24 protein-coding genes, 1 tRNA gene and 2 pseudogenes are annotated in these 25,929 nt (G+C 60.0%); 13 read left to right on the plus strand and 14 right to left on the minus strand.

What is annotated here, in order from left to right:
• Positions 1 to 117 precede the first annotated feature (117 nt).
• Entirely contained in the window at positions 118 to 1,236 is a 1,119-nt protein-coding gene (gene ald, locus AC1D1Z_RS16445; protein ID WP_477851285.1) for an alanine dehydrogenase, read from the minus strand.
• A 156-nt stretch (positions 1,237 to 1,392) separates the two neighbouring features.
• On the opposite strand from ald, the gene AC1D1Z_RS16450 reads away from it, so the two are divergent.
• From AC1D1Z_RS16450 to AC1D1Z_RS16465, 4 genes are all read left to right on the plus strand, one after another.
• On the plus strand, positions 1,393 to 1,854 hold the full coding sequence (locus tag AC1D1Z_RS16450) for an Lrp/AsnC family transcriptional regulator (RefSeq protein ID WP_477851231.1): 462 nt from the start codon (positions 1,393 to 1,395) through the stop codon (positions 1,852 to 1,854).
• A 71-nt stretch (positions 1,855 to 1,925) separates the two neighbouring features.
• A complete protein-coding gene (locus AC1D1Z_RS16455) occupies positions 1,926 to 2,807 on the plus strand; it encodes a DMT family transporter (RefSeq protein ID WP_018241728.1) in 882 nt (293 codons plus the stop codon).
• 85 nt (positions 2,808 to 2,892) lie between these two features.
• A complete protein-coding gene (locus AC1D1Z_RS16460) occupies positions 2,893 to 3,297 on the plus strand; it encodes a PilZ domain-containing protein (RefSeq protein ID WP_112902637.1) in 405 nt (134 codons plus the stop codon).
• A 257-nt stretch (positions 3,298 to 3,554) separates the two neighbouring features.
• Complete coding sequence (locus tag AC1D1Z_RS16465; protein WP_477851234.1) at positions 3,555 to 5,543, plus strand: bifunctional 2',3'-cyclic-nucleotide 2'-phosphodiesterase/3'-nucleotidase; 1,989 nt, start codon at positions 3,555 to 3,557, stop codon at positions 5,541 to 5,543.
• Positions 5,544 to 5,591: 48 nt separating this feature from the next.
• Here the strand turns inward: AC1D1Z_RS16465 and AC1D1Z_RS16470 are convergent, their stop codons facing one another.
• Positions 5,592 to 6,560 (minus strand): LysR family transcriptional regulator, encoded by a 969-nt coding sequence (locus AC1D1Z_RS16470; protein WP_018241725.1) that lies wholly within the window; start codon positions 6,558 to 6,560, stop codon positions 5,592 to 5,594.
• Between the two features lie 138 nt (positions 6,561 to 6,698).
• On the opposite strand from AC1D1Z_RS16470, the gene AC1D1Z_RS16475 reads away from it, so the two are divergent.
• Positions 6,699 to 7,313, plus strand: a complete 615-nt coding sequence (locus AC1D1Z_RS16475; protein WP_018241724.1) for an FMN-dependent NADH-azoreductase — start codon at positions 6,699 to 6,701, stop codon at positions 7,311 to 7,313.
• Between the two features lie 48 nt (positions 7,314 to 7,361).
• Here AC1D1Z_RS16475 and AC1D1Z_RS16480 read toward each other — a convergent pair.
• Positions 7,362 to 7,511, minus strand: a pseudogene (locus AC1D1Z_RS16480) (TetR/AcrR family transcriptional regulator); the annotation flags it as partial.
• Between AC1D1Z_RS16480 and AC1D1Z_RS16485 the strand changes: the two are divergent.
• Positions 7,452 to 7,616 (plus strand): annotated as a pseudogene (locus AC1D1Z_RS16485) (SDR family oxidoreductase); the annotation flags it as partial. The pseudogenes AC1D1Z_RS16480 and AC1D1Z_RS16485 overlap by 60 nt on opposite strands.
• Positions 7,617 to 7,692: 76 nt before the next feature.
• Here AC1D1Z_RS16485 and AC1D1Z_RS16490 read toward each other — a convergent pair.
• The 4 genes from AC1D1Z_RS16490 to ilvA form a co-directional block, all read right to left on the minus strand.
• On the minus strand, positions 7,693 to 8,886 hold the full coding sequence (locus AC1D1Z_RS16490) for an MFS transporter (protein ID WP_477851237.1): 1,194 nt from the start codon (positions 8,884 to 8,886) through the stop codon (positions 7,693 to 7,695).
• A 348-nt stretch (positions 8,887 to 9,234) separates the two neighbouring features.
• Positions 9,235 to 10,506, minus strand: coding sequence for a GGDEF domain-containing protein (locus tag AC1D1Z_RS16495; RefSeq protein ID WP_477851239.1), 1,272 nt, complete (start codon positions 10,504 to 10,506; stop codon positions 9,235 to 9,237).
• A 237-nt stretch (positions 10,507 to 10,743) separates the two neighbouring features.
• Positions 10,744 to 11,070, minus strand: a complete 327-nt coding sequence (locus AC1D1Z_RS16500) for an HlyU family transcriptional regulator (RefSeq protein WP_018241720.1) — start codon at positions 11,068 to 11,070, stop codon at positions 10,744 to 10,746.
• Positions 11,071 to 11,107: 37 nt separating this feature from the next.
• Positions 11,108 to 12,358, minus strand: a complete 1,251-nt coding sequence (gene ilvA, locus AC1D1Z_RS16505) for a threonine ammonia-lyase (RefSeq protein WP_115156903.1) — start codon at positions 12,356 to 12,358, stop codon at positions 11,108 to 11,110.
• A gap of 237 nt (positions 12,359 to 12,595) precedes the next feature.
• Here ilvA and AC1D1Z_RS16510 point away from each other — a divergent pair, with 237 nt between their 5' ends.
• Positions 12,596 to 12,970: a VanZ family protein gene (locus tag AC1D1Z_RS16510; RefSeq protein ID WP_018445713.1), complete on the plus strand. Its 375-nt coding sequence runs from the start codon at positions 12,596 to 12,598 to the stop codon at positions 12,968 to 12,970.
• Positions 12,971 to 12,980: 10 nt separating this feature from the next.
• Here AC1D1Z_RS16510 and AC1D1Z_RS16515 read toward each other — a convergent pair whose 3' ends face one another.
• From AC1D1Z_RS16515 to wrbA, 3 genes are all read right to left on the minus strand, one after another.
• Positions 12,981 to 13,112, minus strand: coding sequence for a hypothetical protein (locus tag AC1D1Z_RS16515; RefSeq protein ID WP_018241718.1), 132 nt, complete (start codon positions 13,110 to 13,112; stop codon positions 12,981 to 12,983).
• A gap of 144 nt (positions 13,113 to 13,256) precedes the next feature.
• A tRNA-Leu gene (locus tag AC1D1Z_RS16520) sits at positions 13,257 to 13,341 on the minus strand.
• Positions 13,342 to 13,560: 219 nt separating this feature from the next.
• The gene (gene wrbA, locus AC1D1Z_RS16525; RefSeq protein WP_018241717.1) at positions 13,561 to 14,157 is read right to left on the minus strand and encodes an NAD(P)H:quinone oxidoreductase type IV; all 597 of its coding nucleotides are present in this window, start codon (positions 14,155 to 14,157) and stop codon (positions 13,561 to 13,563) included.
• Between the two features lie 254 nt (positions 14,158 to 14,411).
• Here wrbA and AC1D1Z_RS16530 point away from each other — a divergent pair, with 254 nt between their 5' ends.
• The 4 genes from AC1D1Z_RS16530 to AC1D1Z_RS16545 all read left to right on the plus strand — a co-directional run bounded on the left by AC1D1Z_RS16530 (position 14,412) and on the right by AC1D1Z_RS16545 (position 17,599).
• Positions 14,412 to 15,188 carry a competence/damage-inducible protein A gene (locus AC1D1Z_RS16530; RefSeq protein ID WP_018445715.1) on the plus strand — a complete coding sequence of 259 codons (777 nt, stop codon included), beginning with the start codon at positions 14,412 to 14,414 and terminating at the stop codon, positions 15,186 to 15,188.
• Positions 15,189 to 15,296: 108 nt separating this feature from the next.
• Positions 15,297 to 16,139 (plus strand): universal stress protein, encoded by an 843-nt coding sequence (locus tag AC1D1Z_RS16535; protein ID WP_477851243.1) that lies wholly within the window; start codon positions 15,297 to 15,299, stop codon positions 16,137 to 16,139.
• 181 nt (positions 16,140 to 16,320) lie between these two features.
• Positions 16,321 to 16,815: a xanthine phosphoribosyltransferase gene (gpt, locus tag AC1D1Z_RS16540; RefSeq protein WP_477851245.1), complete on the plus strand. Its 495-nt coding sequence runs from the start codon at positions 16,321 to 16,323 to the stop codon at positions 16,813 to 16,815.
• A 193-nt stretch (positions 16,816 to 17,008) separates the two neighbouring features.
• On the plus strand, positions 17,009 to 17,599 hold the full coding sequence (locus AC1D1Z_RS16545) for a hypothetical protein (protein ID WP_477851247.1): 591 nt from the start codon (positions 17,009 to 17,011) through the stop codon (positions 17,597 to 17,599).
• A gap of 186 nt (positions 17,600 to 17,785) precedes the next feature.
• Here the strand turns inward: AC1D1Z_RS16545 and AC1D1Z_RS16550 are convergent, their stop codons facing one another.
• Positions 17,786 to 18,067: a hypothetical protein gene (locus tag AC1D1Z_RS16550; protein ID WP_157213919.1), complete on the minus strand. Its 282-nt coding sequence runs from the start codon at positions 18,065 to 18,067 to the stop codon at positions 17,786 to 17,788.
• A 121-nt stretch (positions 18,068 to 18,188) separates the two neighbouring features.
• Here AC1D1Z_RS16550 and AC1D1Z_RS16555 point away from each other — a divergent pair, with 121 nt between their 5' ends.
• Entirely contained in the window at positions 18,189 to 22,004 is a 3,816-nt protein-coding gene (locus AC1D1Z_RS16555; RefSeq protein ID WP_477851249.1) for a vitamin B12-dependent ribonucleotide reductase, read from the plus strand.
• Between the two features lie 257 nt (positions 22,005 to 22,261).
• Here AC1D1Z_RS16555 and AC1D1Z_RS16560 read toward each other — a convergent pair whose 3' ends face one another.
• The 3 genes from AC1D1Z_RS16560 to AC1D1Z_RS16570 form a co-directional block, all read right to left on the minus strand.
• Positions 22,262 to 23,527, minus strand: coding sequence for a patatin-like phospholipase family protein (locus AC1D1Z_RS16560; RefSeq protein WP_477851251.1), 1,266 nt, complete (start codon positions 23,525 to 23,527; stop codon positions 22,262 to 22,264).
• 83 nt (positions 23,528 to 23,610) lie between these two features.
• A complete protein-coding gene (locus AC1D1Z_RS16565; RefSeq protein ID WP_477851253.1) occupies positions 23,611 to 24,942 on the minus strand; it encodes a COG3904 family protein in 1,332 nt (443 codons plus the stop codon).
• Between the two features lie 154 nt (positions 24,943 to 25,096).
• Entirely contained in the window at positions 25,097 to 25,273 is a 177-nt protein-coding gene (locus AC1D1Z_RS16570; RefSeq protein ID WP_018445719.1) for a hypothetical protein, read from the minus strand.
• A 90-nt stretch (positions 25,274 to 25,363) separates the two neighbouring features.
• Here AC1D1Z_RS16570 and AC1D1Z_RS16575 point away from each other — a divergent pair, with 90 nt between their 5' ends.
• A complete protein-coding gene (locus AC1D1Z_RS16575) occupies positions 25,364 to 25,834 on the plus strand; it encodes an MEKHLA domain-containing protein (RefSeq protein ID WP_018241707.1) in 471 nt (156 codons plus the stop codon).
• Positions 25,835 to 25,929: the final 95 nt, after the last annotated feature.

Here is a 25,929-nt window from a genome sequence, read left to right on the forward strand (position 1 = left end):
CCAACGCCGCCGACGGTCGCGGTTCGATTACAGGTCGCCGTCATACAAAAAAGGCGGCATCCCCTCGGATACCGCCCTGCCGGCCGAAAAATAGCGCTGTCACCTGGAGTCAGCTACTTACGCTACGTTCAGCACGCTCTCCGGCGCAAAGGCTTCRTAGCCAAGTGCGTCGGCGACCGGCTTGTTGGTGATGCGGCCCTTGTGGACGTTGAGGCCGTTCCTCAGATGCTTGTCTTCGGCGATGGCGCGCAGACCGCGATCGGCAAGCGCCAGGCCATGAACCAATGTGGCATTGTTCAGCGCGTGCGCCGAGGTGACCGGCACGGCGCCCGGCATGTTGGCAACGCAATAATGCACGACGCCGTCGACTTCGTAGGTCGGATCGGAATGGGTGGTCGCATGCGAGGTCTCGAAGCAGCCGCCTTGGTCGATGGCGACGTCGACGATGACGGAGCCCTTCTTCATGCCGGAGAGCATCTCGCGGGTGACGAGCTTCGGAGCAGCAGCGCCGGGGATCAGCACGGCGCCGATAATGAGATCGGCCGAGAAGACTTCCTCCTCCAGCGCCTGGATGCTGGAATAACGCGTGTGGATGCGGCCCGAGAAGATATCGTCAAGCTGGCGCAGGCGCGGTAGCGACTTGTCGAGAATGCTGACATCGGCGCCAAGGCCGGCGGCCATCCTGGCGGCATGCAGGCCGACAACGYCGCCGCCGATGACCGCGACCTTGGCCGGCAACACGCCGGGTACGCCGCCGAGCAGGACGCCAAGGCCGCCATTGGCCTTCTGCAGCGCGGTCGCTCCCGCCTGGATCGACAGGCGTCCGGCGACCTCCGACATCGGCGCCAGCAACGGCAAGCCGCCGCGCTCGTCGGTCACCGTCTCATAGGCGATCGCGGTAACGCCCGAGGCGATGAGACCCTTGGTCTGTTCGGGATCCGGCGCCAGATGCAGATAGGTGTAGAGAAGCTGGCCGTCACGGAGCTGCGCCCATTCGGCGGGCTGCGGCTCCTTCACCTTGACGATCATGTCGCACTTTTCGAAGATATCTTTGGCGGAGGCGGCGATCTTCGCGCCGGCCGCGGCATAGGCGGCATCATCAGCGCCGATACCGACGCCAGCTTTGGTCTCCACCCAGACCTCGTGGCCGTGGGCAACATATTCGCGCACCGAAGCCGGGGTCAGACCGACGCGATATTCATGATTCTTGATTTCCTTCGGGCAACCGACACGCATGCGCGTTCCTCTCATTTTTATCTCCGCGGCCGCGGATTTTTCAGATGAGGAATCCAACCATCAAGGCAGTGAAATGTCCTTGCAAAGACGATTTGCGAAGACGCGATTTTTCGGCGATTATTGCGTTCATTCTATCTTTTTTCGAAAGTTCTTCGAATGGCCGATCTCGACACCATCGATCTTGCGATTCTTAAGGCGCTGCAGGCCAATGCCCGCATGACCAATGCGGAGCTTKCCGAAAGGATCGGACTGTCGCCTTCGGCCTGTTCGCGCCGGCTCGATATCTTAGAAAGAAGCGGCGTCATCGGCGGCTACCATGCGCGGCTTTCACACAAGGCGCTCGACTACAAGATGATCGCCATCGTGCATATCTCGCTCTCCGGCCAGTTCGCCAAGACGCTGGCGGAATTCGAGGCAGCGGTGAAGCTCTGTCCGAACGTACTCGTCTGTTACCTGATGTCGGGCGAATACGACTATATCCTCAGGGTCGCCGCCCGCGACCTCGAGGACTATGAGCGCATCCACCGCGACTGGCTGTCGGCCCTTCCCCACGTCGTCAAGATCAATTCGAGCTTCGCGCTCAGAGAAATCATCGACAAGCCGAATGTCGGCCTTTGAGGCCTTGCATCTTTGCCGAAAGCCTGTCCAGACTTCGATGCGCGCGGGCGTTTCCCGCTCATTGGCAAGTCATGACATCGAAGACCCAAGGCTATATTTTCGCGCTGTTGGCGCTCACCATTTTTTCGCTGCAGGACGCCATCTCGAAACATCTGGCGACGGCCTATCCGCCAATCTTCGTGACGATGATCCGCTACTGGGCCTTTGCGCTTTTCACGATCATCCTCGCGTCAAAGATGCGCGGCGGGATTAAGACGACGGCCCGCACCAAACGCCCCTTCCTGCAGGTGACGCGCGGCGTTCTGCTTGCGGTTCAGGTGGTTCTGGCCATCACCTGTTTTGCCGTGATCGGCCTTGCCCGTTCACAGGCGATCTTTTCCGCGACGCCGATCCTGATCGCACTGCTGGCGATGCCGATCCTCGGCGAGCGGGTCGGGTGGCGGCGGTGGGCAGCGATCGGCGCCGGACTTTTCGGGGTACTGCTGATCCTGAAGCCGGAAGGCGAGTTTTTCGACGTGAAGCTGCTTCTCGCCGTCATTTCCTGCTTCAACTTCGCCTTCTACGTTATCGCCACCCGCCTGGTCAGCCGCGACGATTCGTCGATGACCAGCTTCTTCTATACCGGCGTCGTCGGCGGCGTCACGATGACGCTGGTCGGGCCGTTCTACTGGAGTTGGATGGCGCCGGGCGACTGGGGCTGGATGGCGCTCGTCTGCATGACCAGCATCTCCAGCCATTATTTCCTGATCCGCGCCTACGATGTTCTCGATGCCGCCGCCGTCCAGCCGCTGACGTATCTGTCACTTGTCTATGCCTCTATCATCGGCATGGTGATCTATGGCGAAACGCTCAGCTTCAACATGATCGTCGGCTCGGCGATCGTGGTTGCCGCCGGCATCTTCACCGTCTGGCGCGAACATGTGGTGGGACGCAGAGCGGCCGCCGCCAACTGACGGTTTCACTGCAATTTTAGCCAAGCCCCTAAAACCATTTCAATTTTCCGGCGCTATGCTCCCCGGCTGTACCAAGGGAGACAGTATGACCCGCAACTTGAAAATCACGGCCCGAAAGGCCGACCGGAAAAACTGCCGCGTGTTCGGCCATGTCAAATATCTGAACAGCCAGGTGGATGCCCGCATTCTTAACCTATCGCCGACTGGTGCCGCCCTGGAGATGAAGGGGCCGCTCCATGCCGCCTCCGGCAGCAAGGTACGCATCGAGGCCGAAAACCTCGGCCTGCTCGAAGGCGTCATCCGCTGGAAGCACAATGGCCGCGTCGGCATCCAGTTCGACGTGAATTCGAATGCGCGGGCACAGATCTCCTCCTATTTCCGCTTTTTCCACAAGGAGATGCGGCCTGTGCTGGCGGTACGCCCGCTGGTTAGAACCGCCAGCAACGTCGAGCGGACGCCTCACTTGGCGACATCGACGCTGAAATCGTAAGGCTGCACCGCCTTTGCGCCGAAGGAGCGGCTGAGATCGTTCCAGTAGCTGCGATCGACACCGACCGCCGAGGGTGACCGTGGCCTTACGTCTGCGGCAGCCGGGCGCCGAGTGACTGCACCATAAATTGCATTTCAGAGCCACGACGCTTTTCCGGCGGATTGTTTCGACGTCCTGTCATTTTCGCAGTGTACTCCTCGCCAAATCGTCCTAATTCTGACGGGCCGGACGATGCATGATCCTGAAGGAGAGTTTCCATGTCTTCCATTTTTGATGTTGGTGTAATGAGCCGCCGTTCGCTGCTCGGCGGCCTGGCCGCCACTTCTGCCCTGGTGCTGCTGCACCCTTTCAGCGCGCGCGCCAGCGCCAACCAGGCGCATCTCAGGCTGATGGAAACGACCGACATTCACGTCAACGTCTTCCCCTATGACTATTACGCCGACAAGCCGAACGACACGATGGGCCTGTCGCGCACCGGGACGATCATCGACGGTATCCGCGCAGAGGCCGTCAACTCGCTGCTGATCGACAATGGCGACGTGCTGCAGGGCAATCCAATGGGCGACTACATGGCCTATCAGCACGGCATGAAGGACGGCGACGTCCATCCGGTGATCAAGGCGATGAACACGCTCGGCTATACTGTGGGCACGCTCGGCAATCACGAGTTCAACTACGGCCTCGACTTCATGTTCAGGGTCCTATCAGGCGCGAACTTTCCCTTCGTGTGCGCCAACCTGACCAAGGGCCAGCTCGCCTCGGACCCGAAGCAGGACGATCTCTTCTTCAAGCCCTACATCATCTTGGAAAAACAGATCAAGGACGGCGCCGGCAACGAAAGCCCCGTCAAGATCGGCTTCATCGGCTTCGTTCCGCCGCAGATCATGCTCTGGGACATCAAGAACCTTGAGGGCAAGGCGCAGACGCGCGATATCGTCGAGGCGGCCAAGGCCTGGGTTCCCGCCATGAAGGAAGCCGGCGCCGATATCGTGATTGCGCTCTCGCACTCCGGCATCGATGGCAGCGCACCGTCCGAAAAGATGGAAAACGCCTCGCTGCATCTCGCCGCCATCGATGGGATCGACGCGATCTTCACCGGCCACCAGCATCTCGTCTTCCCAGGCCCGAAGAGCTGGGACGGCGTCGCCAATGCCGATCCCGTCAAGGGCACGCTGCACGGCAAGCCCGCCGTGATGGCCGGTTTCTGGGGCTCGCATCTCGGCCTTATCGACCTGCTGCTCGAAAAAGACGGCAACAGCTGGAAGATCGTCGATTTCACCTCGGAAGCACGACCGATCTATCATCGCGACGACAAGAAGAAGGTGGTTGCCGACTACGCCGACAAGAAGGAAGTGGTCGAAGCCGCCAAGGCCGAGCACGAGGCGACACTGACCTATGTCCGCACCCCCGTCGGCAAGACGTCCGCGCCGCTCTATTCCTACTTCGCACTGGTCGCCGACGATCCCTCCGTGCAGGTCGTCAGCCAAGCCCAGACCTGGTACATCAAGCAGATGCTCGCCGACACCAAGTTCAAGGACCTGCCGGTGCTTTCGGCGGCGGCCCCCTTCAAGGCCGGCGGTCGCGGCGGCGCCGATTACTATACTGACGTTCCGGCCGGCGATATCGCCATCAAGAACGTCGCCGACCTCTATCTATACCCGAACACGGTCCAGGCGGTTGCCATCACCGGCGCCCAGGTGAAGAACTGGCTCGAAATGTCAGCCGGCATGTTCAATCACATCGAGGCCGGCTCGAATGATGCGGCGCTGCTCAACAACGATTTCCCGTCCTACAATTTCGACGTCATCGACGGCGTCACCTACCAGATCGACCTGTCGCAGCCGCCGAAATATGATTCATCCGGCAAACCGATCAATCCGGAAGCCAACCGCATCCAGAACCTCGCCTTCAATGGAAAGCCGATCGATCCGGCTCAAAAGTTCGTCGTCGTCTCGAACAACTACCGCGCTGGCGGCGGCGGCAATTTCCCCGAGATCACCGCTGATAAGGTGATCTTCCAGGCGCCGGATACCAACCGCGACGTCATCGTCCGCTATATCCATGATCAGGGCACGATCAATCCGTCGGCCGACGCAAACTGGACCTTCAAGCCGCTCCCGGGCACGACCGCGACCTTCGAAAGCGGCCCGAAGGCGAAGCAGTTCCTCGCCGAGGTCAAGAGCGTGAAGATCGAGGATGCCGGCGAAGGCGCCGACGGCTTCTCGAAGTTCAGGCTCGTCCTTTAGGCGAAAAAATATGTCGACGAAGGCGCGGCGCCTGCGCCTGCGCTTTCGTCATTCGGCCGCAAGCGGCATACCGGGCTCGCGCAGTTCGGCGATCTGAGCATTGAAATCGGCGTGGTTTGGGCAGGCGGAAAGCCTCGTGCGGAACGCATCGATCATCCAGGTGGCAGCGGGTCCGGGCGGATTGGCGAGCTGGCGCACGGAATAGATGGCATATTCCCCCTGTTCGTAGGCATCCAGATCGAGAGGGACAAGCGCGCCGCTCACGAGATCATCACGGATGAGCGAGGCCGGAAGGCCACCCCAGCCAAGTCCGGCCTTGATGAGCTGATGCTTCGTCGCAATATCGCTGACGCGCCATGTCTTGTAGGACAGAACATTGAAATCACGCCCCTTTGTCAGACCCGACGCATCGGTGACGACAAGCTGCACTTCCTCGCGCACGTCGCCGAGCATGAGCGGCCGGTCGATCGCAACAAGCGGGTGGTTGCGCGCGGCAACCGGCAGCATGAAGGAATGACCGATCCGCTCTGTGACGACCGAATCGTCCTGCTTTAGAACTGCGCCGCCGATCCCGATCGTCGCCTTGCCGCTGAGGACGAGATCCATGACCATCCCAAGTTCGCCGACGTTGAGGTTCAATGAAACGGACGGAAACATCTCGCGAAATTCGCGCAGGACCTCCACCAGGGCCCGCGAAGGCACCATGACACTGATGGCGACGGAAACCTCCGCTTCGAGCCCTTCCCTCAGGCTCTTGACGCGCGCCCGCATGACTTGCAGGTCGCCGAGAATGCGTCGCGCATCCTCCAGCATCGCCTTGCCTGCCTCCGTCAGCTTCGGCTGGCGCGCACCGGAGCGCTCGAAAAGCGGCACTTCTAGCTGCGCCTCCAGGTTGGCTATCGTATAGCTCACAACCGACTGGGCACGGTTCAGCGCCCGCGAAGCGGCTGAGAAGCTGCCGGTCTCGGCAACGGTTAGAAACACCTGCAATTGGTCCAGAGTCGGGTTGGGCAGCATCTTCTATCCATTCCATCGATAGTTTCGATCGACATTATCACCGTTTTTTCGATAGCAGGCCAGACCTATTTTCGCTTCGAGACTGCGGCTCACCTCCCAGCAACGGGCCGTTAAATTCCATTCGAAAGGAAATGCACCATGTCGTCCATCCTGCTTCTGACGTCCAGCCCGCGTGCCGAATCGCTCTCGACGCCGATTGCCGTCGATCTCGCCGAAAAGCTGAAGAGCCAGAACCCGGGCAGCGTCATCGTTCGCCGCGACCTTGCCGCCAACCCGCTGCCGCATATCGATGACCTCTTCACCGGCGCGATCCGCAAGCCGCCCGAGGCCCGCACCGCTGAGGAAAGCGTGGCCGTCGAGACCTCCGACAAACTGGTCAACGAACTGCTTGCCGCCGACACGATCGTCATCAGCACTGGCCTCATCAACTTCAACATCTATTCGTCGCTGAAGACCTGGATCGACAACGTCGCCCGCGCCGGCCTGACCTTCAAGTACACGGAAAGCGGTCCGGTCGGCCTCGCAACCGGCAAGAAGGTTTATGTCGTGCTCGCTTCGGGTGGCGTCTACTCGCAGGGACCGGCCGCCCCCCTGAACCATGCCGTGCCATACCTGAAGTCGGTTCTCGGCTTCCTCGGCATCACCGACATCGAGACCATCTATGTCGAAGGCCTGGCCTTCGGTCCGGAAGCTGCTGAGAAGGCCATCGACGCCGCCAAGTCGCGCGTCCAGGAAATCGCACTGGCCGCCTGATCGGCTTTTCAACGCTCCATGGAACGGCCGGCTTTTGCCGGCCGTTTTTCATTTGTCGATACCGGCGACAAAATCCCGGACCGTCACCAGGATTTCGGCCGAGAGTTCCTCATCGGACGAAATCCTGGCAAGGCCGACGGCGGCATGAGCCCGCTCGGCCGCATGAGCGAAGCCGACGAAATCGCCAAGGCGGCGCTCTGTCTGGCATCGGATGATGCGACCAATGTCACCGGCATCGAGATCACCGTCGACGGCGGCATGACGAGCGCGCCCTCCGGCGCCAAGATCTTCCGCGCCGCCTGAGCGAGCCGGTCCGAGCAACTCAAACTTGCCCGGCCCCGCGCCAATTTCGTTTCTATTCTCTCCTGGGACGCTCTGCTTAGCTCTGACGCGTCGCGCGGTGGGCAAGACGAAACAGGACGATTGCCAAATTCAGGACGGCAAGCAGAAGCAATACACAGAGCATGGTCTGGATGCCGGAGGAAACGATCAGATTGCCGGCCACCAACGGAAAGCCGAAGACGCCGATCATATAGGCCAGCGAGAATAGCAAAAGCGACTGCGGCATAAGGCCAGCTGGAGCCTCATTTGCAGCCAGGCCGTTGATGACCGAATAGGTCAATCCATAGCCCACCCCCAGCATCGCTGCGCCTCCCAGATAGGCAAGCTGATTTGATGTCAGCATCAGGAACAGCACGATCGATGCCAGCGTCAGGCTTGTCAGGACCAAAAGCGAATAGAGTGGGTCCTTCTTGACCACATATCCCGCCACGAACAGCCGGCTCAGAATCGCGGCGGACATGAAGCCGATGAAGAACAGGGAGTAATCGAACCCATGCGCCTTGGCGTAGCTGGTCTGAAAGCTGGACAGCCCACCGAAAATCGCGCCGCCGATGCCGACCATAATGATGGAATAGACGGCCCGCGAACCGATCACCTCACGCGCTGAGGCAAATGAGATCTTGTTGACATGAGGCAAAACCTTGCCGGCATTGGTCAGCCGGATATGGAGCAACAAGTAAAGCGCACCGCCGGCGAGGCTGGCAAGGAATGCAAATGCGAAGGCCGCCTCGATCGGCATCGACCAGCCTGTGGCAATGCGGCCAATGATCGGCCCGGCGCCGATGCCCGACATCATCGATCCTGAAAGCAGGGCAAAAAACCTGATCCGATGTTCGGGTTCGACGATCGCGGCGACCAGAATGGGTCCGAGCGCATAGAAGGTGCCCCAGCCTATGCCGAGGATGAAACCGACCGTCATCAGGCTCAGCCCAGCTGAGGGAACCACGGCAAAACCCAGCGCTGACGCGGCAAGAAACAGTCCCGAAACAGCCACCGCCCGCGCCGAGCCGATGGCATCCGCGATGTGCCCGGACAGGATCACGAGAATGACGGTGCTGACAGTCGCGGCCGAAATGATCAGGCCGGCCAGCGCCTCGTCGCCGCCACGCTGGCCAACCAGCACCGGAACCAGAAAGGTCACGCCGTAGGCGATCGAAAGAAGAAACCCTCCAATACACAAAGCGGTAAACTCGCCGCCATCGACTTTCTTCCGTGCAATTGAATCACTCATGTCTCCACGCCCCTCGCAGGAAAACTGATCTGGGATATTTCCGCAATGGAGATCACGTTTGCATTTTACGAACAAGCCGTTTTTATATTGCTCATAACATATTGAAAAGACATAGATCGATAGACAAATGTTTCGGTTTAAGCAACATCCTCAACATCCCCGGCCGACGCGCTGTATCGATCGATGACTAGGAAGCCGACTCCCGACGTCCGCGACCTCGCCCGCCATCAGCGATGCGAATTCTCAGGAATACCTATTGGGTTGGCCACGTTCAGCCAAATGGAGAAGAGCCTCAATCGGGGCCTGCCGAGCCAACTGGGTTGCTCGGGCTAACTGGGTCTGGCTGAGCTAACTGAGTTTCACCAGGCCGGAGCGGCCGACGACGCAATTGCGGCCGCTCTTCTTTGCCGCGTAGAGCCTGCCGTCGGCCGCCGTCAGCACGGCGGTGAAATCGGCGCCGTCCTCGTCGGTAGTCGCAACGCCGATACTGACCGTGACCGGCCTGTCATCCGGCGTCTTGACGCTGGTCGCGATCGTCCAGCGCAGACGCTCGGCAAGCAGCAGACCTTCTTCGTGGTCGGTGCCTGGACAGATGGCAACGAATTCCTCGCCGCCGAAGCGGAAGACGCGGACGCTGGAGCGCAGCGTCGTGCCCAATCGGGCGGCGATCGCCTTCAGCACCTCGTCGCCCTGGAGATGGCCGTAGCCGTCATTGACATCCTTGAAGTGATCGGCGTCGATAATGAGGACGGTGGCGAATAGCCCCTGCTTCAGTGCGTCGAGCAGCATCAGCGGCGCCTCCATTTCCATGCGCGTCCGATCATAGACGCCAGTGAGCATGTCGCGGCCGGTGCGCTCCAGAAGATCGTTGTAGCGCTCGCGGAACGTCAGGTCGCCGAATACGTCGCTAATCGAGCGTGCGGACCCGGCTACGCCGATACGGCGAATGCGATATTCATAGAATGCGAACATCGCCGCGTAGAGGCAGACGGCAAGCATTTTCGCCTTCCATCCGCCCCAGAATGCGGCGATCGGTACATCCAGGAAGTAATGCAACGCGGCGAAGAAGCCGATCTGGTCGAAGGTCAGCAGCACGAATCCCGAAATCAGGAAGCGCAGGACGACGCGGCGGCGAAAGAAATCGCCGAGTTTTTCGTAGAGCAGGATGATGCCGAGCGAATCGACATAGAGCAGCGCCGTGCCCCAGACCATCAGCCAGCCCATCTCCTTGAGGAAATCAACATCGGGTGTGTGGCCGGTCGACATCTGCAGCGGTTGGTGCATCTGCAGCACCCAGGCAATACCGACGGTTAGCAAGTTGCCGAGGAACAGGCCGTAGATCGGCTGGCGCACCGTCGCCGCATCCTCCTGCAGGTAAAGCATCAGGATCATCATCAGCTTGCCGGAGAAGAAGACGGATGAACCCGGCGACACATCCCCGAACGGCAGCGAGACATAGAAGACCGCCGCCAGATATGTCTCCATGAAATGCATGACGCCGAGCGCCGTCAGGAAAACCCCGAGACCAAGCCGATGACGGAAATGCAGAAGCGTTACCATCAGCACGAAATAGGCGATGGCTTCGACGACGAAGAGAAGGAGGTTCAGTGTCTCCATCATGAGACCTTGGCGCCGGACGTTCGGCCTCCTGCCGGCGCGGCGATCGCGACAGCGAATCCTTTGGTCAATCGTCCGAAACAGTCAAACACGGGGGGTGTCCTGCAAATCCTGCAGGCGATACCTTTCACCGCAATCCTTTAAGATTGCGTGAGTGAGAACGCGCTCGCTGGAGAGCACCCGGGTCACACACAGCAATAGTTGCAGCCGGCATCAGGGACCTATGCCCGGATCCCGATTTCAGACCTGACGAAGCTTCTCGCCGTCACCAAAGAGCGACGAACCATGCTGATCGATAATCTGCTGCGCCTTGCGCACCGTGCATTCGATCGCATCGTCGGAAGAGGTAAACAGATCGGCGCGGATGAAATTGCGCACCAGCACCTCGTCGCCGACCTTCTTTTCGATGCGGCCGGCCAGGCGATACTGGCTGCCTTCCCTACGCGGTTCGGCATAGATCGTGCAATCGCCGTAGAGCTGCGGCTCGCCGGAAGGGCCTGCCGCTTCCGTGGCCGGTTTGCCGCCGCCGGAGAACATCGAAAAGAGATTTGAAATGAACGAAGCCATGCTCCGCCTTTAGCACGACGGCATCGCTATCGCCAAGTCAAATGATCAGGTTGGCGAGGATCTCGTTTTCGGTAATATCCTCGTAACCCATGCCGGCGGCTTCGAAATTTCCGACCAGCCGGGCGAAATTCTCAGGCGCCTTGGTTTCGATGCCGATCAGGATCGAGCCAAAGTTGCGTGCCGATTTCTTCAGATATTCGAAGCGGGCGATATCGTCGTCGGGGCCGAGCAGATTGAGGAAATCGCGCAGCGCGCCAGGGCGTTGGGCGAGCCGCAGGATGAAGTATTTCTTCAGCCCTGCGTAACGCATGGCTCTTTCCTTTACGTCAGGCAGACGCTCGAAATCGAAATTGCCGCCGGAGACGACGGCGACGATGGTCTTGCCGCGGATCGTCTGGCGATCCATCGCGGCGATCGCCGTCAGTGACAGGGCGCCGGCCGGCTCCAGCACGACGCCCTCGACATTCAGCATCTCCTGAATGGTGACGCAGATGGCGTTCTCCGGCATCAGTTGCACTTGGCTTGCCGGGAAATCGCGAAGAGCGGCGAAATTCAGGTCGCCGATGCGGGCGACGGCAGCGCCATCGACGAAATTGTCGACCTTGGCCAGCGTCGTCACCTTGCCCGCCTCGATACTGCGCTTAAGGCTTGGCGCGCCGGCGGGCTCAGTGAAGACGAAAGCCGATTTCGGCACGGTGCCGTCGAGATAGCCGGTGATGCCGGCGGCAAGTCCGCCGCCGCCAACCGGCAGGACGACCATGTCGGGCACCGTTCCCTCAGGCAGCTGCTGCATGATTTCGGCGGCGACCGTCGCCTGCCCCTCAATGATGTCCGCATGATCGAAGGGCGGCACCATGACGCCGCCGACCGCCTCCACATGTTCACGGGCGGCCTGGTAGCACTGGTCGAAGAAGTCGCCGAACAGCCGGATGGTGATGAATTCGGCGCCGAACATCCTGGTCTTGTCGATCTTCTGCTGCGGTGTCGTCACCGGCATGAAGACGACGCCCGGCACGCCGAAATGGCGGCAGACGAAGGCAAAGCCCTGGGCGTGATTACCGGCCGAGGCGCAGACGAAGGTCTTGCCGGCAGCACCCTGCCCGATCGCCTTGCGGAAGAAATTGAAGGCGCCGCGGATCTTGTAGGAGCGCACCGGCGACAGATCCTCGCGCTTCAGCCAGATATCGGCACCGTAGCGGGCCGATAAATGATCGTTGAGCTGCAGCGGCGTTGCCGGAAACAGGCTGCGCATTGCCTCTTCGGCGCTTTCGACATCAAGTCTCGTCACGGGTATGGTCCATTCTCACGTTAGCCACCGCCGCTATGGCACAGGCCGGCCGGCAAAAGAAGCTCGTTTGGGCCATCTCCAGTTCGCTCCCGCATCGGTTTCACTCCGCGGGGCCGGGTTCGGCGCTGGGGACCGGTTCTGATCCCGGGGAAGGCCTTTCTTAAGCCAATAGCGAAATTGGCGGCACATGAACTGATTTTAACTGTCAATAAAAAGGACGGCCACTAATATGAAGCTATGATGACATTCAAATTCGCAAGACCGCTCGCCTGGCTGCTGCTGGCCTTCATCATCTTCGTCACCGTTTCGCCGATCGGAGAGAGGCCGAATACGGTCACGATGGTCGATGTCGACCGCGCGGTCGCCTATCTTCTCCTTGGCTTCGCCTTTGCGCTGGCCTATCCGAAACAGTGGAAGATGGTCGCCATGCTGCTGATCGTCGGCGCATTCGCCATCGAATATCTGCAATACTTCTCGCCGACCCGCCATCCGCGCCTCCATGACGCAGGCATCAAGGCCATGGGCGCCGCCCTCGGGCTGCTGGCCGGATGGGTGATCAACAGATGGCGCGAGACCAAAGCGCCAAACGCTCTACCCTTCGCAGAACGCTGATTATCCCAGGTTAGAAACCACGCAACTGCACTGCCCAGAAGAGCAGTGGTATCGCAGCCATCGCAGTTCCCAGAACAAGTGCGACACTGGTCTTGAAGATCCGGATGCGCCGAACCTTCGCCCCACTCCAATCGTAAACCATCGTCTTACTCCCACAAGACAACACTTACTCAGCCGCCGCGGCGCGATACTTGCATCGAAAATGCCATTGTCAAGCGGCAACTGGCTTTTGTGCACAATATGCAGGCAGATTCAATACTGGCATATTCCAACGGCATTATGAAAATGGTGCGGGCGACGGGGGTCGAACCCGTACAGCCAAGGCCGAGGGATTTTAAGTCCCTTGCGTCTACCAGTTTCGCCACGCCCGCTTGCGGCATTTTCAATATCTTGCGTCATGGGCGATGGGAAGAGCCGCAAGGCGTAAAAATCATGCCTGTTTTGCCGGCAGCACCGACGAGTGATCGGCTAGACATTTCCCTCGCGAAAGCCCGCGCCGACGAAGGCTGCCCAGTCTGTCGCGGGGAAAAAAAGAAAAGGCGCGGCGAGCCCCATGCCTGCCGCACCTTGATTTATTTCAGTGTCAAAGATCAGGCGAGCTTAGCTGCCAGCTTGGCGACATGGGCGCCCTGGTATTTCGCGCCTTCCAGCTCGATCTCGGAAGGCTGGCGCGAGCCGTCACCGTTGGTGATGGTGGAAGCGCCGTAGGGCGATCCACCCTTGACTTCCTCTGTGCCCATCTGGCCCTGGAAGGCATAAGGCAGGCCGGCAACGACCATGCCCTGGTGCAGGAAGGTGGGGAGGAAGCCGAGGATGGTCGATTCCTGGCCGCCGTGCTGGGTTGCCGAGGAGGTGAAGACCGAACCGAGCTTGCCGACTAGCTTGCCGGCGAACCAGAGGCCGCCCGTCTGATCCCAGAAATTGCGCATCTGCGAGGCGACCGTGCCGAAGCGGGTGCCGGCACCGACGATGATCGCGTCGTAGTCGGCCAGTTCGTCGACGGTGGCGATCGGAGCCGCTTGATCGACCTTGTAATAGGAAGCCTTGGCGACATCTTCCGGAACCAGTTCCGGAACGCGCTTGACGGTGACCTCGGCACCGGCCGACTTCGCGCCTTCGGCAACGGCATAGGCCATGGTTTCAATATGGCCGTAAGCCGAATAATAAAGGACGAGAACCTTCGCCATCTTCAATCTCCCTTGGAGCACTGGTTGAATTTCGTGACCGAGGGAGTTCTATCAGCGGGTATTTCCGAACACAGCCATGCCTTGAAGAACTCAGTGTTCAATATCCGTAGACGAAAATTCACTTGCGTTTTCATTTCAGCAAAAATGAACGTATCGCAGAACAGCACTTGCACTTTTGGGCATCATGCCGTGGCTGTTTGCAAAGCGACCGAACGGCACTACCTATTCACCAGCCTCAGATCACGGAACATCCCATGAGCCAAAACATCGTCGTCACCGCCGCCATGCTCGCCATCGGCGACGAACTTCTTTCCGGCCGCACCAAGGACAAAAATATCGGCCATCTCGCCGATCTGCTCACGCTTTCCGGCATTGATCTCAAGGAGGTGCGCATCGTCGCCGACGACGAGGAGGCGATCGTCGAGGCGCTGAACGCCCTTCGCGGCAAATATGATTACGTCTTCACCTCGGGCGGTATCGGGCCGACGCATGACGACATCACCGCCGATGCCATCTCCAAGGCTTTCGGCGTGCCTTGCGAATATGACGAAGCGGCAATGACACTGCTTGCCGAGATGTATCGGCGCCGCGAGATGGAATTCACCGAAGCGCGCCAGCGCATGGCGCGCATGCCGCGCGGGGCCGTGCATATCGCCAATCCGGTCTCGACCGCGCCAGGCTTCGTCATCGGCAATGTCCATGTCATGGCCGGCGTGCCGCAGGTCTTCCAGGCGATGGTCGACAATGTGCTGCCGACGCTTCGAACCGGCACGCCGGTGCTTTCGCTCGCCATCGCCTGCCCTTACGGCGAAGGCGAGATCGGCACGCCCTTGACCGCGATTCAGAAAGCACATCCGGAAACCAGTATCGGCTCCTACCCGCGCTATGTCGGCCAGAAATTCTCGACCGAGATCGTCGTGCGCGGCCGCTCGCAGGCGGTTATCGATGCGGCCGGCGCCGAAGTGCAGGCGATGATCGACGCCATCCGCCGCAGGAAGGACATCGCCGAAAACCATTCCGCCGAGGCTTGAGGGAAACGCCGGAACTCAGGGCCATCCTTGATCCCCATCAAGGAACAGGAGTACGGTCCGGTGCATTCCTTTCCTCGCGCAAGCCATTTCAGCGCAAGGAGAATTGATATGTCTTACAAAACCATTCTCGCCATTCTCGATACATCAGACAATAGTGCTGCGGTTGCCGATTTCGCCTTTGCCTTCGCCGCTGAAAGCGGCGCCCACGTGATCGGCCTGCATGCCGAAATCATCTCCGCCGTGCCGCTGGTGGCGCCGATGGAAATCCCCGATCCCGTCGCCGTGCAGGCGCTGCAGGACATGGCGCACAGCGAAACGATTGCGGTTGAGCGCATCTTCAGGGCGATAGCGGAGGCATCAGGCGCCTCCTCCGAGTGGCGCAGCTTTGCCACATCAACCGGATACGGCTCCGCACCGCTGATCGAAAGTGCGCGCAGCGCCGACCTCTTGATCGCCTCACAGGCCGACCCGGCCAGACCTTCCGACAGCTACGTCGACGTCGACAGCTTCCTCTTCGAAAGCGGCCGGCCGGTGCTGATGATCCCCTATATCATCCGCCAGCCGAAGCCGATCAAGCGCGTGCTGATCGCCTGGAACGGCTCGAAGGAGGCGGCGCGCGCGACCTTCGACGCGCTGCCGATCCTCAAAGCCGCCGACGAGGTGGAGATCTTGTCGGTCGATCCGGCCGATACGGCGCTGCAATCGCCGCTGACAGCAGGCGCCGACATCGCCGCGACGCTTGCGCGTCATGGCGTGAAGACGACGCTTTCGACTGCGCAAAGTGTGGACAAAAGTGCGTCCCACGTCATCGAAAACAGGCTATCGGACAGCAGCATCGATCTTCTCGTCATGGGCGCTTATACGCATTCCTGGCTCTGGCAGATGATCTTCGGCGGCACGACCAAGACCCTGCTGCAATCGATGACGGCACTGACCCTGTTATCGCGTTGATTGGCTGCTCTTGCCTTTTGCCGGCAAATCCCGCTAATTGCGGCGACCGATGACAGCTTCGAGCCTCGGCCCCATCTCGCGCAGTTCCGGCTGCGCGATTTGCGTTTTGCCAATCGCCGCTTCAAGCCCGTCCGGTCGCCGGCAAACGGCGTGTCGTTTTTTCATGCCGCGGAGCAGCCCGATGTCCCTTCCCGATAAAGCCTTTCCCGTTTCCTGGGATCAGTTCCACCGCGATGCGCGCGCGCTTGCCTGGCGGCTTGCCGGCCTTGATCAGACGTTCAAGGCGATCGTCTGCATCACCCGCGGCGGCCTCGTTCCGGCAGCGATCATCTCGCGCGAACTGAACATCCGGCTGATCGAGACCGTCTGCGTCGCGTCCTATCATGACTATGTGAACCAGGGGGACATGGTGCTGCTCAAGGGAATAGCGCCCGAACTTCAGGAAAATGGCGGCGAAAGCGTGCTCGTCGTCGACGATCTGACGGATACCGGCAAGACCGCCGCACAGGTGCGCACGATGCTGCCGAAGGCACATTTCGCCTGCGTCTATGCCAAGCCGAAGGGCGTGCCGACCGTCGACACCTTCATCACCGAGGTGAGCCAGGATACCTGGATCTACTTCCCTTGGGACATGGGCTTCTCCTATCAGGAGCCGATCGCCAAGGGCGCGCGCTGATCGCCACCGATCTCAACGCGCATCCTTCGCATTTACCACTTGAAATTGTTCCAGATTTTGTCGGCGAGGTTTTCTGAATCCGCTATCGGGATCTGCACATCTATTTTATCTTATTCGCATAAACTCGGCAGCTGCGAATCGCGTCAAATTGCGCTTAAAGCGTGCAGCAAACGATGCGATATAAGGAAGCAAGATGGCGCGGTGGGGGCATATCGGGGCGGTTGTGACCGTCGGGTTGGCGACCTTTCTATTTCCGCTGGCGCCTGTCCGCGCTGAGCCTGCCTACATTCCTCTCGTGCGCGACTACGTCGAGAAGCAGGTCCGGCCGATGGTGGAAACGCCCTTGGTGCTGAAAGCCATTGCCGAACAGAATGCGAAATTCGGCAATGTCAGCGAAATGGATATGCGGGTGCTCGAYGAGACCTACCGGTCGGAGGTCGATCAGCACCAACTGCACATGGTCACGCTGCTGCTCGACAAATCCGTGTCGCATTACCTGAAAGCCAGGCAGGACACCTCACAAGGGGCGATCCTCGAATTTTTCGTCACCGACTCGCATGGGCTGAATGTCGGTCAGAGCACCGTCACCGCCGACTATTGGCAGGGCGACGAGGAGAAATATCTCAGAACCTTCGCCAACAGCTCCCGGGAGATCTTCATCGACCGGGCCGAACGCAACGACTCCACCCAGATTCTCGAAACGCAGGCGAGTTTCGTCGTCATGGACGAAGAGAACAGGCCGATTGGCGTCGCCATCGTTACCATCGCCATCGATGCGCTTTGACAGGCACTTGCACCCGTGCGAATCGCCATGCCCATTTGCGCCGGAAATGCCATCACAAGATTTGCCGCAGGACGCTTTTTTGCCGTTCCGACCTTTTCCTTAGCCGGCAACACCTGCAAGCCATTGTAATTTCAGCGCTCCCCGGCTTTCCCCAATCTCCACAGGCGCATCCACAACATGTTGTGGTTAGCAATCAATTAAAAGCCAGCCCTTGACGGAATCAGCTGTTTCAAACTTTACTATTTCTGATGTTGCGGCGGCGACAGGACCGGAGGTAACGAGCCCGGTTCCCTTTTGAAAATTAGGACGCAGAATCAGGGCGGTGGACCGGGAACGGTTCAGGCCTGACAGGATTTTTGCGCGGTTTTCAGCCTCCAAAAAAAGTGACATCGGGGCTGGCGATAATAAGCTGTTAATACTATATTTAGTGTTTGCAGCCACCATCACCACAAGATACAGGAAGATCATCTCCGGATGACACCCCTGTCACGATACGGAAACGAGACTGGCTGCGCGACGACAAAGTGCCGCCGGATAGGAATTTTGCGCCGAGGTCGCGGGGACCGGGCGCCAACACGAGGTCAAGACCATGCGCATCGAACGTCGTTTCACGAAGGCCGGCCAAGGCGCCTATGCGGATATCGAATTCCGCAAGGCGACGAGCGAGATCAAGAACCCTGACGGTTCGGTCGTGTTCCGCCTCGAGAATATCGACGTTCCCGCGCAGTTCTCCCAGGTCGCGACCGACGTTCTGGCGCAGAAGTATTTTCGCAAGGCCGGCGTTCCCACCCGGCTGAAGAAGGTCGAGGAAAACGATGTTCCTTCCTTCCTGTGGCGCTCCGTTCCCGACGATGCTGCGCTGAAGACCCTGTCTAAGGATGAGCAGACCGGCTCCGAAATCGATGCGCGCCAGGTCTYCGACCGTCTTGCCGGCACCTGGACCTATTGGGGCTGGAAGGGCGGCTATTTCTCCTCCGAGGAAGATGCCTCGGCCTTCAAGGACGAGCTTGCCTACATGCTCGCCACCCAGCGCGTCGCCCCGAACTCGCCGCAGTGGTTCAACACCGGCCTGCACTGGGCCTACGGCATCGATGGTCCCGGCCAGGGCCATTTCTACGTCGACCCTTTCACCGGCAAGCTGACCAAGTCCAAGTCGGCCTACGAACACCCGCAGCCGCATGCCTGCTTCATCCAGTCTGTCGAGGACGACCTCGTCAACGAAGGCGGCATCATGGACCTCTGGGTGCGTGAGGCGCGCCTCTTCAAATACGGCTCTGGTACCGGTTCCAACTTCTCGATGCTGCGCGGCGAWGGCGAAAAGCTTTCCGGCGGCGGCCGTTCCTCCGGCCTGATGAGCTTCCTGAAGATTGGCGACCGCGCCGCCGGCGCCATCAAATCGGGCGGCACGACGCGCCGCGCCGCCAAGATGGTGGTCGTCGATATCGACCATCCGGATATCGAGGAATACATCAACTGGAAGGTCAAGGAGGAGCAGAAGGTCGCGGCTCTCGTGACCGGCTCGAAGGTCGTCGCCAAGCATCTGAAGGCGATCATGAAGGCCTGCTTCAACTGCGAAGGCGGTGACAACGGCGATTGCTACGATCCCAACAAGAACCCTGCCCTGAAGCGCGAAATCCGCGCCGCCAAGAAGGACCAGGTTCCTGAGAACTACGTCCAGCGCGTCATCCAGTTCGCCCGTCAGGGCTACAAGGATCTCCAATTCAAGACCTACGACACGGATTGGGACTCGGAAGCCTACCTCACGGTATCCGGCCAGAACTCCAACAACTCCGTCTCGATCAAGGACGACTTCCTGCGCGCCGTCGAGAATGATGGCGAATGGAACCTGACCGCCCGCAAGGACGGCCGCGTGATGAAGACGCTGAAGGCCCGCGATCTCTGGGAAACGATTTCCTACGCTGCCTGGGCTTCGGCCGATCCGGGCATCCACTTCAATACGACGATGAACGACTGGCACACTTCGCCGGCCGGCGGCCCGATCCGCGGCTCGAACCCGTGCTCGGAATACATGTTCCTCGATGACACGGCCTGCAACCTTGCCTCGCTGAACCTGCTGCAGTTCAAGGACAAGGCTACCAAGCGCATCAACATCGCCGATTACGAACATGCAGTTCGCCTGTGGACGGTCGTGCTCGAAGTCTCGGTGATGATGGCGCAGTTCCCGTCGAAGCGCATTGCCGAACTCTCTTACGAATACCGCACGCTCGGCCTTGGCTACGCCAATATCGGCGGCCTGCTGATGTCGTCGGGCATTCCCTATGACTCCACTGAGGCCCGCGCCATTGCAGGCTCGCTGACCGCGATCATGACCGGTGTCTGCTATGCGACCTCGGCCGAAATGGCTGCCGAACTCGGCCCGTTCCCGAACTTCGCGCCGAACCGCGAGAGCATGCTCAGGGTCATTCGCAACCATCGCCGCGCCGCTCATGGCGAAACCTCCGGCTATGAGGCCCTGTCGATTGACCCGGTCGCGCTGATCCATTCGGAAAACCCGGACCAGGATCTCGTCGCCCACGCCAAGTCGGCCTGGGACAAAGCGCTCGAGCTCGGTGAACAGCATGGCTACCGCAATGCCCAGGTCTCGGTCATCGCGCCCACAGGCACGATCGGTCTCGTCATGGATTGCGATACCACCGGCATCGAGCCCGACTTTGCCCTCGTCAAGTTCAAGAAGCTCGCCGGTGGCGGCTACTTCAAGATCATCAACCGCGCCGTGCCCGACGCGCTGCGCACGCTTGGCTATTCGGAAAGCCAGATCGCCGACATCGAGGCCTATGCCGTCGGCCATGGCAATCTGAACCAGGCGCCGGCTGTCAATCCATCGACGCTGAAGACCAAGGGCTTCACCGACGAGAAGGTGGAAGCCGTCAACGCCGCGCTGAAGAGCGCCTTCGACATCAAGTTCGTCTTCAACCAGTGGACGCTGGGCGCCGACTTCCTGAAGGAGACGCTGAAGGTTTCGGACGAACAGCTGGCCGACATGAGCTTCAGCCTGCTCGACCATATCGGCTTCTCGAAGAAGGACATCGAAGCCGCCAACATCCACGTTTGCGGTGCGATGACGCTGGAAGGCGCGCCTTTCCTGAAGGCGGAACACCTGCCGGTCTTCGATTGCGCCAATCCCTGCGGCAAGATCGGCAAGCGCTACCTCTCTGTGGAAAGCCATATCCGCATGATGGCGGCTGCCCAGCCGTTCATCTCGGGCGCGATTTCCAAGACGATCAACATGCCGAACGAGGCGACCGTCGAGGATTGCAAGAACGCCTACATGCTCTCCTGGAAGCTTGGCCTCAAGGCCAACGCGCTCTATCGCGACGGCTCGAAGCTGTCGCAGCCGCTCAATGCCTCGCTGATCGAAGACGAGGACGACGAGGATGCGCTGGAAGAACTGCTGCAGGCACCCCTCGCCGCCCAGGCCGTCACTGTTACCGAGAAGATCATCGAGCGGGTGGTCGAGCGTGTTTCCCGCGAACGCGAGAAGCTGCCGAACCGCCGCCAGGGCTATACCCAGAAGGCCGCCGTCGGCGGACATAAGGTCTATCTCCGCACTGGCGAATTCGGCGACGGCCGTATCGGCGAGATCTTCATCGACATGCACAAGGAAGGCGCTGCCTTCCGTGCGATGATGAACAATTTCGCCATCGCCATCTCGCTTGGCCTGCAATATGGCGTGCCGCTCGAGGAATATGTCGAGGCCTTCACCTTCACCAAGTTCGAGCCGGCCGGTATGGTCATCGGCAATGACGCGATCAAGAACGCCACGTCGATCCTCGACTATGTCTTCCGCGAGCTTGCCGTTTCCTATCTCGGCCGCCACGACCTGGCCCATGTCGATACGTCTGACTTCTCGAACACGGCACTCGGCAAGGGCATCCAGGAAGGCAAAACCAACCTGCTCTCCACCGGCTGGACCCGCGGCTACAAGCCGACGCTGGTGTCCGGCACCGGCGGCGAACGCCAGGCAGGCGAACCCAAGGGTGCGGCCACCGCCGCCCCTGCCCGCGCCGCCTCCACCGGCACCGTGACTGCCTTTGCAGGCAGCGCTGCCCGCAAGCTGGAGCCGACGATTGCCGTCTCCACCTCCGAAATCGTTGCCTTCAAGCGCGACTACGAGGAGCGCGCCAAGGAATTGGCGGAAGAGATCGCCGAAGAGCTGACCGAGGAAATCACCAGCGACGCGACAGCCCTCTTCTCCGACAAGGCGGCGGCCGACGCGGCAACGGCGAAATCCGAAGCCAAGAAGCGGGAAGCCGAGCGCCGCCAGCGCTCGATCATGCAGGGCTATACCGGCAACATGTGCTCGGAGTGCCAGAATTTTACGATGGTGCGGAATGGCACCTGCGAGAAGTGCGACACTTGTGGCGCTACGAGTGGGTGCAGCTGAGTAGGCTCTTCCTACTCTTCGGTTCTAAAAATATCGTGGGGGGTCCGGGCAACCGGGCCTCTCATACTTTCATAAACAATATTGAAGTTGGAACTTTGGGGCCCCTTCAGCTTCGCGGCCGAAGGGAGCCAGAAACAACCGATCATCGTACTGGTCGATACGTTCGTTCTTCCTCAGGCTTAATGTAGGATTTTCGACTGCTGGGGCAATCTCGCCGGATCCCGCTGGCCCCGCTTTAACCGGCCCCCGGCTTTCGTTTAAAAGGGAAGAAAGTCGAACAGGCGCTTGCTGGCCCTCGCCGCCCAAGCCGGCTTCACGGTTCCGGCAACCAATGGCGGGCCGGACGATGGAGCCAAGGGCGATTGATGGAACCGGTTGAGCATCGCGTCGCACACGTTGTGCCCCCAGTTCGTCAGATACTCCGTCTCCTTCGCGCCCAGAAAATGGAGATAGGTGCCGACCTCCGAGGGAACGACCGACGACGGCGGCAGCGTGTAGGACGCGTAGGGCTTGAGCTCGACGTCCTTGCTGTCGATTGACCAATAGACGCCGCGCGTTCTCGCGCGCAGAGCCGATTTCGCGAGATCGTCGAGGCCAAGCCTATCAGCCTGTTTTGCGGCCTTGAAGCCACCGATCAGGTCTCGGCGCCTCAACGACCGCACCTGATTGTCGGTCGTATCGAGAACGCGCTTGAGCTGGGAGAGATAGTTCCAGTATCCGTGGGTCGAGGATCGCCAAGGCGCTCCGGCATCGCTGACAAACAAGCAATCGCAGCGTTTCAGCACCGGCTCGATGCCGTGATTGTCATAGATGCCACCGTCGCTCAATATTGCCCTGCCCGGAGCAGCCGGTTCGCCAACGGTGTCATCGAGTTTTTCCCTTTTCCAGGAAAACTGCGACAGGTCCAATCGCAGCGGTGACAGCACGGGCGGGAATGCCGCCGAAGCGGCAACCGCGGTCGCGAGCGAAAGTGTCGGATGAAACGACACCCCGATCCTGTAATCCGCGAGATAGCGGTTGGACATCCGGAAGAGTGAACCGGTGCTGAGATTGCTGGAGCAAAATACGAACCAGGGCGATCTCGGAAGATCGCTCAGGCTTGGTGATTTTCCGTCGAAGAGATGCCGCTCGTAGAGTTTAGCGGCTTCCTCCGCCGCGCACGAGAAGGGGTTGAACACGCCCTTCAGGAAGCACGGCCCATCCGCGAACACCTGACTGAAGGCCAGAATGCGATTGAGGTATTCAGTCTTGAAGTTGACGGCGACCTCGTTCTCGAAGATCAGCCGTGGCCACACATAGGCCAGAAGGCCGGATGCGATAGATCCGCCCGAGACCGACGAGATCATATCGAGTTTCGCCAGAAGACCGGCCTCGTTGAGTCTCGCAAGTGATCCCGCATGGAAAAGCATGGCCCGATAGCCGCCGCCCGAAAGGCAGAGGCCGAGTTGGTAGCGCTCGGCCGGCTTGTCGGGTTCGTCGGATCCCGGCAGGATGGCATTCGATGGGGCATGCTCTTCTGACATGCTCACCCTCACTCAGGAATATGAGTTTCCCAACATTTCTTCCTCCGGGCAAACCAACGGTCGCTCGTCTTTGGGCCTGCGCGCTACTGACTCGTATATCGGCGGGAGTTGGCATCGCATTTGTGCCACTCCCAGTTTATTCCGGCTTCGTCCTTATGGCCATAACACCAGTCCGCGCGATCGAGCAGCGGACCGAGTTCGTCGCGCCGTTTGCATGCCCGTAGCGTCTCGGGCCCGTCGCGATCGACACTCGTGCGGCAGATATCGTCCAGTCCTGTCCACTGATGGATCAACCGATCCGGTGCCTTGGCCCCCTTGTCCGTGGCGAGCACCTTTCCGGTCTCGGACTCGATCTGCAGAGAGGCCGTGTTCCACACGAAAGAGAATTCCGCCATCCCGGCGGACGTCTTACCCGTGTCCCTGTTTCCGGCAAACCACTCGACAATTCCCGACATCTCGCATTTTCCGGCACAGCTGGCAGTTACGGAGCCCGGCTTGACGCTGTAGATGCGCTCCGGCCAGCGTTGGGCGAAGGCGGCCTTTTCCTTCAGGACAGCGTCTTTGTCGACCGAGTTTCCGAAGAAGGAGACCTCGTCCGCATAGACGCCCTTCATAAAAGCCAACGCCGAGGCACTGTCTTTTGACCATTCGTCATTGTATCGGTTAACGAAATCAACCGCCTCCCTGGTCAGGTCGCCGGGTTCGGAGGCCGCCACCTCCTCGGAAGCGCTGGGGTCTGACGGCATGTCGGCGGGTGTTGCGCTCTCCTGCGGCGCTGCGCCTAGCGGGGGCGGCGCGCTTTCCTGTGCCGAGGGCATATCCTCGGGCGTGTTGATGTTCCAGTCTCGCATTTCCGCAGCGGTGAGATACCGTATATCGGTGCTGTCGATCGACAGGCTGAGCTGCAGCAGATTGGGGCTTACTCCCATGTCGGTGAGATAGCCGATGATCTCACCGGTCATCAATTGAACGGTCGAGACTGCCAATTTGTTGTCCATGGGGACATCGTCGGATAGGGAAATCCGATGCACGCCGATCGAGCCCGGCTCGGCGAACCTTTCGACGCCACCGACGAAGGCAAAGGCGCAAGCCGATGCACATTCCAAGGCTCTGATCTGGAGCGTTCTCGCATTCAGTGCGCGGATGGCGCGGCCGAACCTGATCGCGGTGACCACGTTTCCGCCGGGCGAGTCAAAGCTGATATAGTCCGCTTGGTACTGCGTGTATTCGTCGACAAGCTGCATCGGATCGTCGGAGAATTCAAACACGCCCTTTATTACCAGACCACGTCCCGGGGCGCCGTCCACACGTTGGTAGGAAATTGCTGCATGCCCCTCTCCGGCCATGGCGACGAACGCCAGCAGCAGCGATATCAACGAGACGGATTTGCGCATTCTTACCCAACCCTCGAGCACCTGTATTTCTCCTGTCGTCATTCGCAGCATAGCTTGGCAGCTCTGTATAGCCGGATGATGAAATCACCTGCCCGTGAAGCCCGACCTCATCGGCGGCCGCCGACGCCGATTACGGTCAGAAGAACAATAGCTTCGCAGAGAATGTTGATACCGATCAATGCACAAGGGGCGATCTTCTGGCAAGCGGCACAATCAGAAGTGATGAGACAAGGTAAACGCCGGTTCCTCGCACAATCGCGAGATCCCTGTCCGCATTCGTCGGGACGCGCCGGCTGAACGCCAGCAGTTCGACGCCCTGCCATCGATATCCGCCGCGCTTGAAATCGACCATATTACTTCCCGAGCGGCGGGCGTTGTAGACCGATGCAATGAATATCGATTATGTCACCTGCATCCAAGCATTCGACCAACGAGGCACTTCGTGACTTTTGCCTATGACAATCACGCCCTCGATCTGAGGAGCGATGCCGATTTCTTCTCCCTCCTCACCGAAAGCTACCGGCGCATCACCGGCCGTCGTCTTGTCCAGGACGGGCAAGGGCCGGACTGGCTCTACAACGATGCATCCTTCGTGGTCCTCGCTCACAACACCGCGCCCGACCCGCGCTTCATCTACGCCAACCGCACCGCGCAGAACTGCTTCGAATACAGCTGGGATGAATTTACTGCGCTGCCGTCGCGGCTTTCGGCCGAGCAGCCTGATCGCGCCGAGCGCCAGCGGCTGCTGGACGCCGTCACGCACGATGGTTTTGTCGACAATGCGCGCGGTCTCAGGATCGCGAAATCGGGGCGCCGTTTCTGGATCGAGGATGTGACCGTCTGGCAGCTCATCGATGAAACCGGCAAGCGGTTGGGCCAGGCTGCGATATTCCCTTCGTGGCGGGACGCGTAATGTCGCCGTCCCGGGGGAGCGGCAAACGTAGCTTAGCGGTTCTTGCTATACGCTCTCTGCTCCCTCATTCCTGTCCTCGGACTTGATCCGAGTTT

The organism is Rhizobium sp. P1_E1 (genome assembly GCF_056406015.1).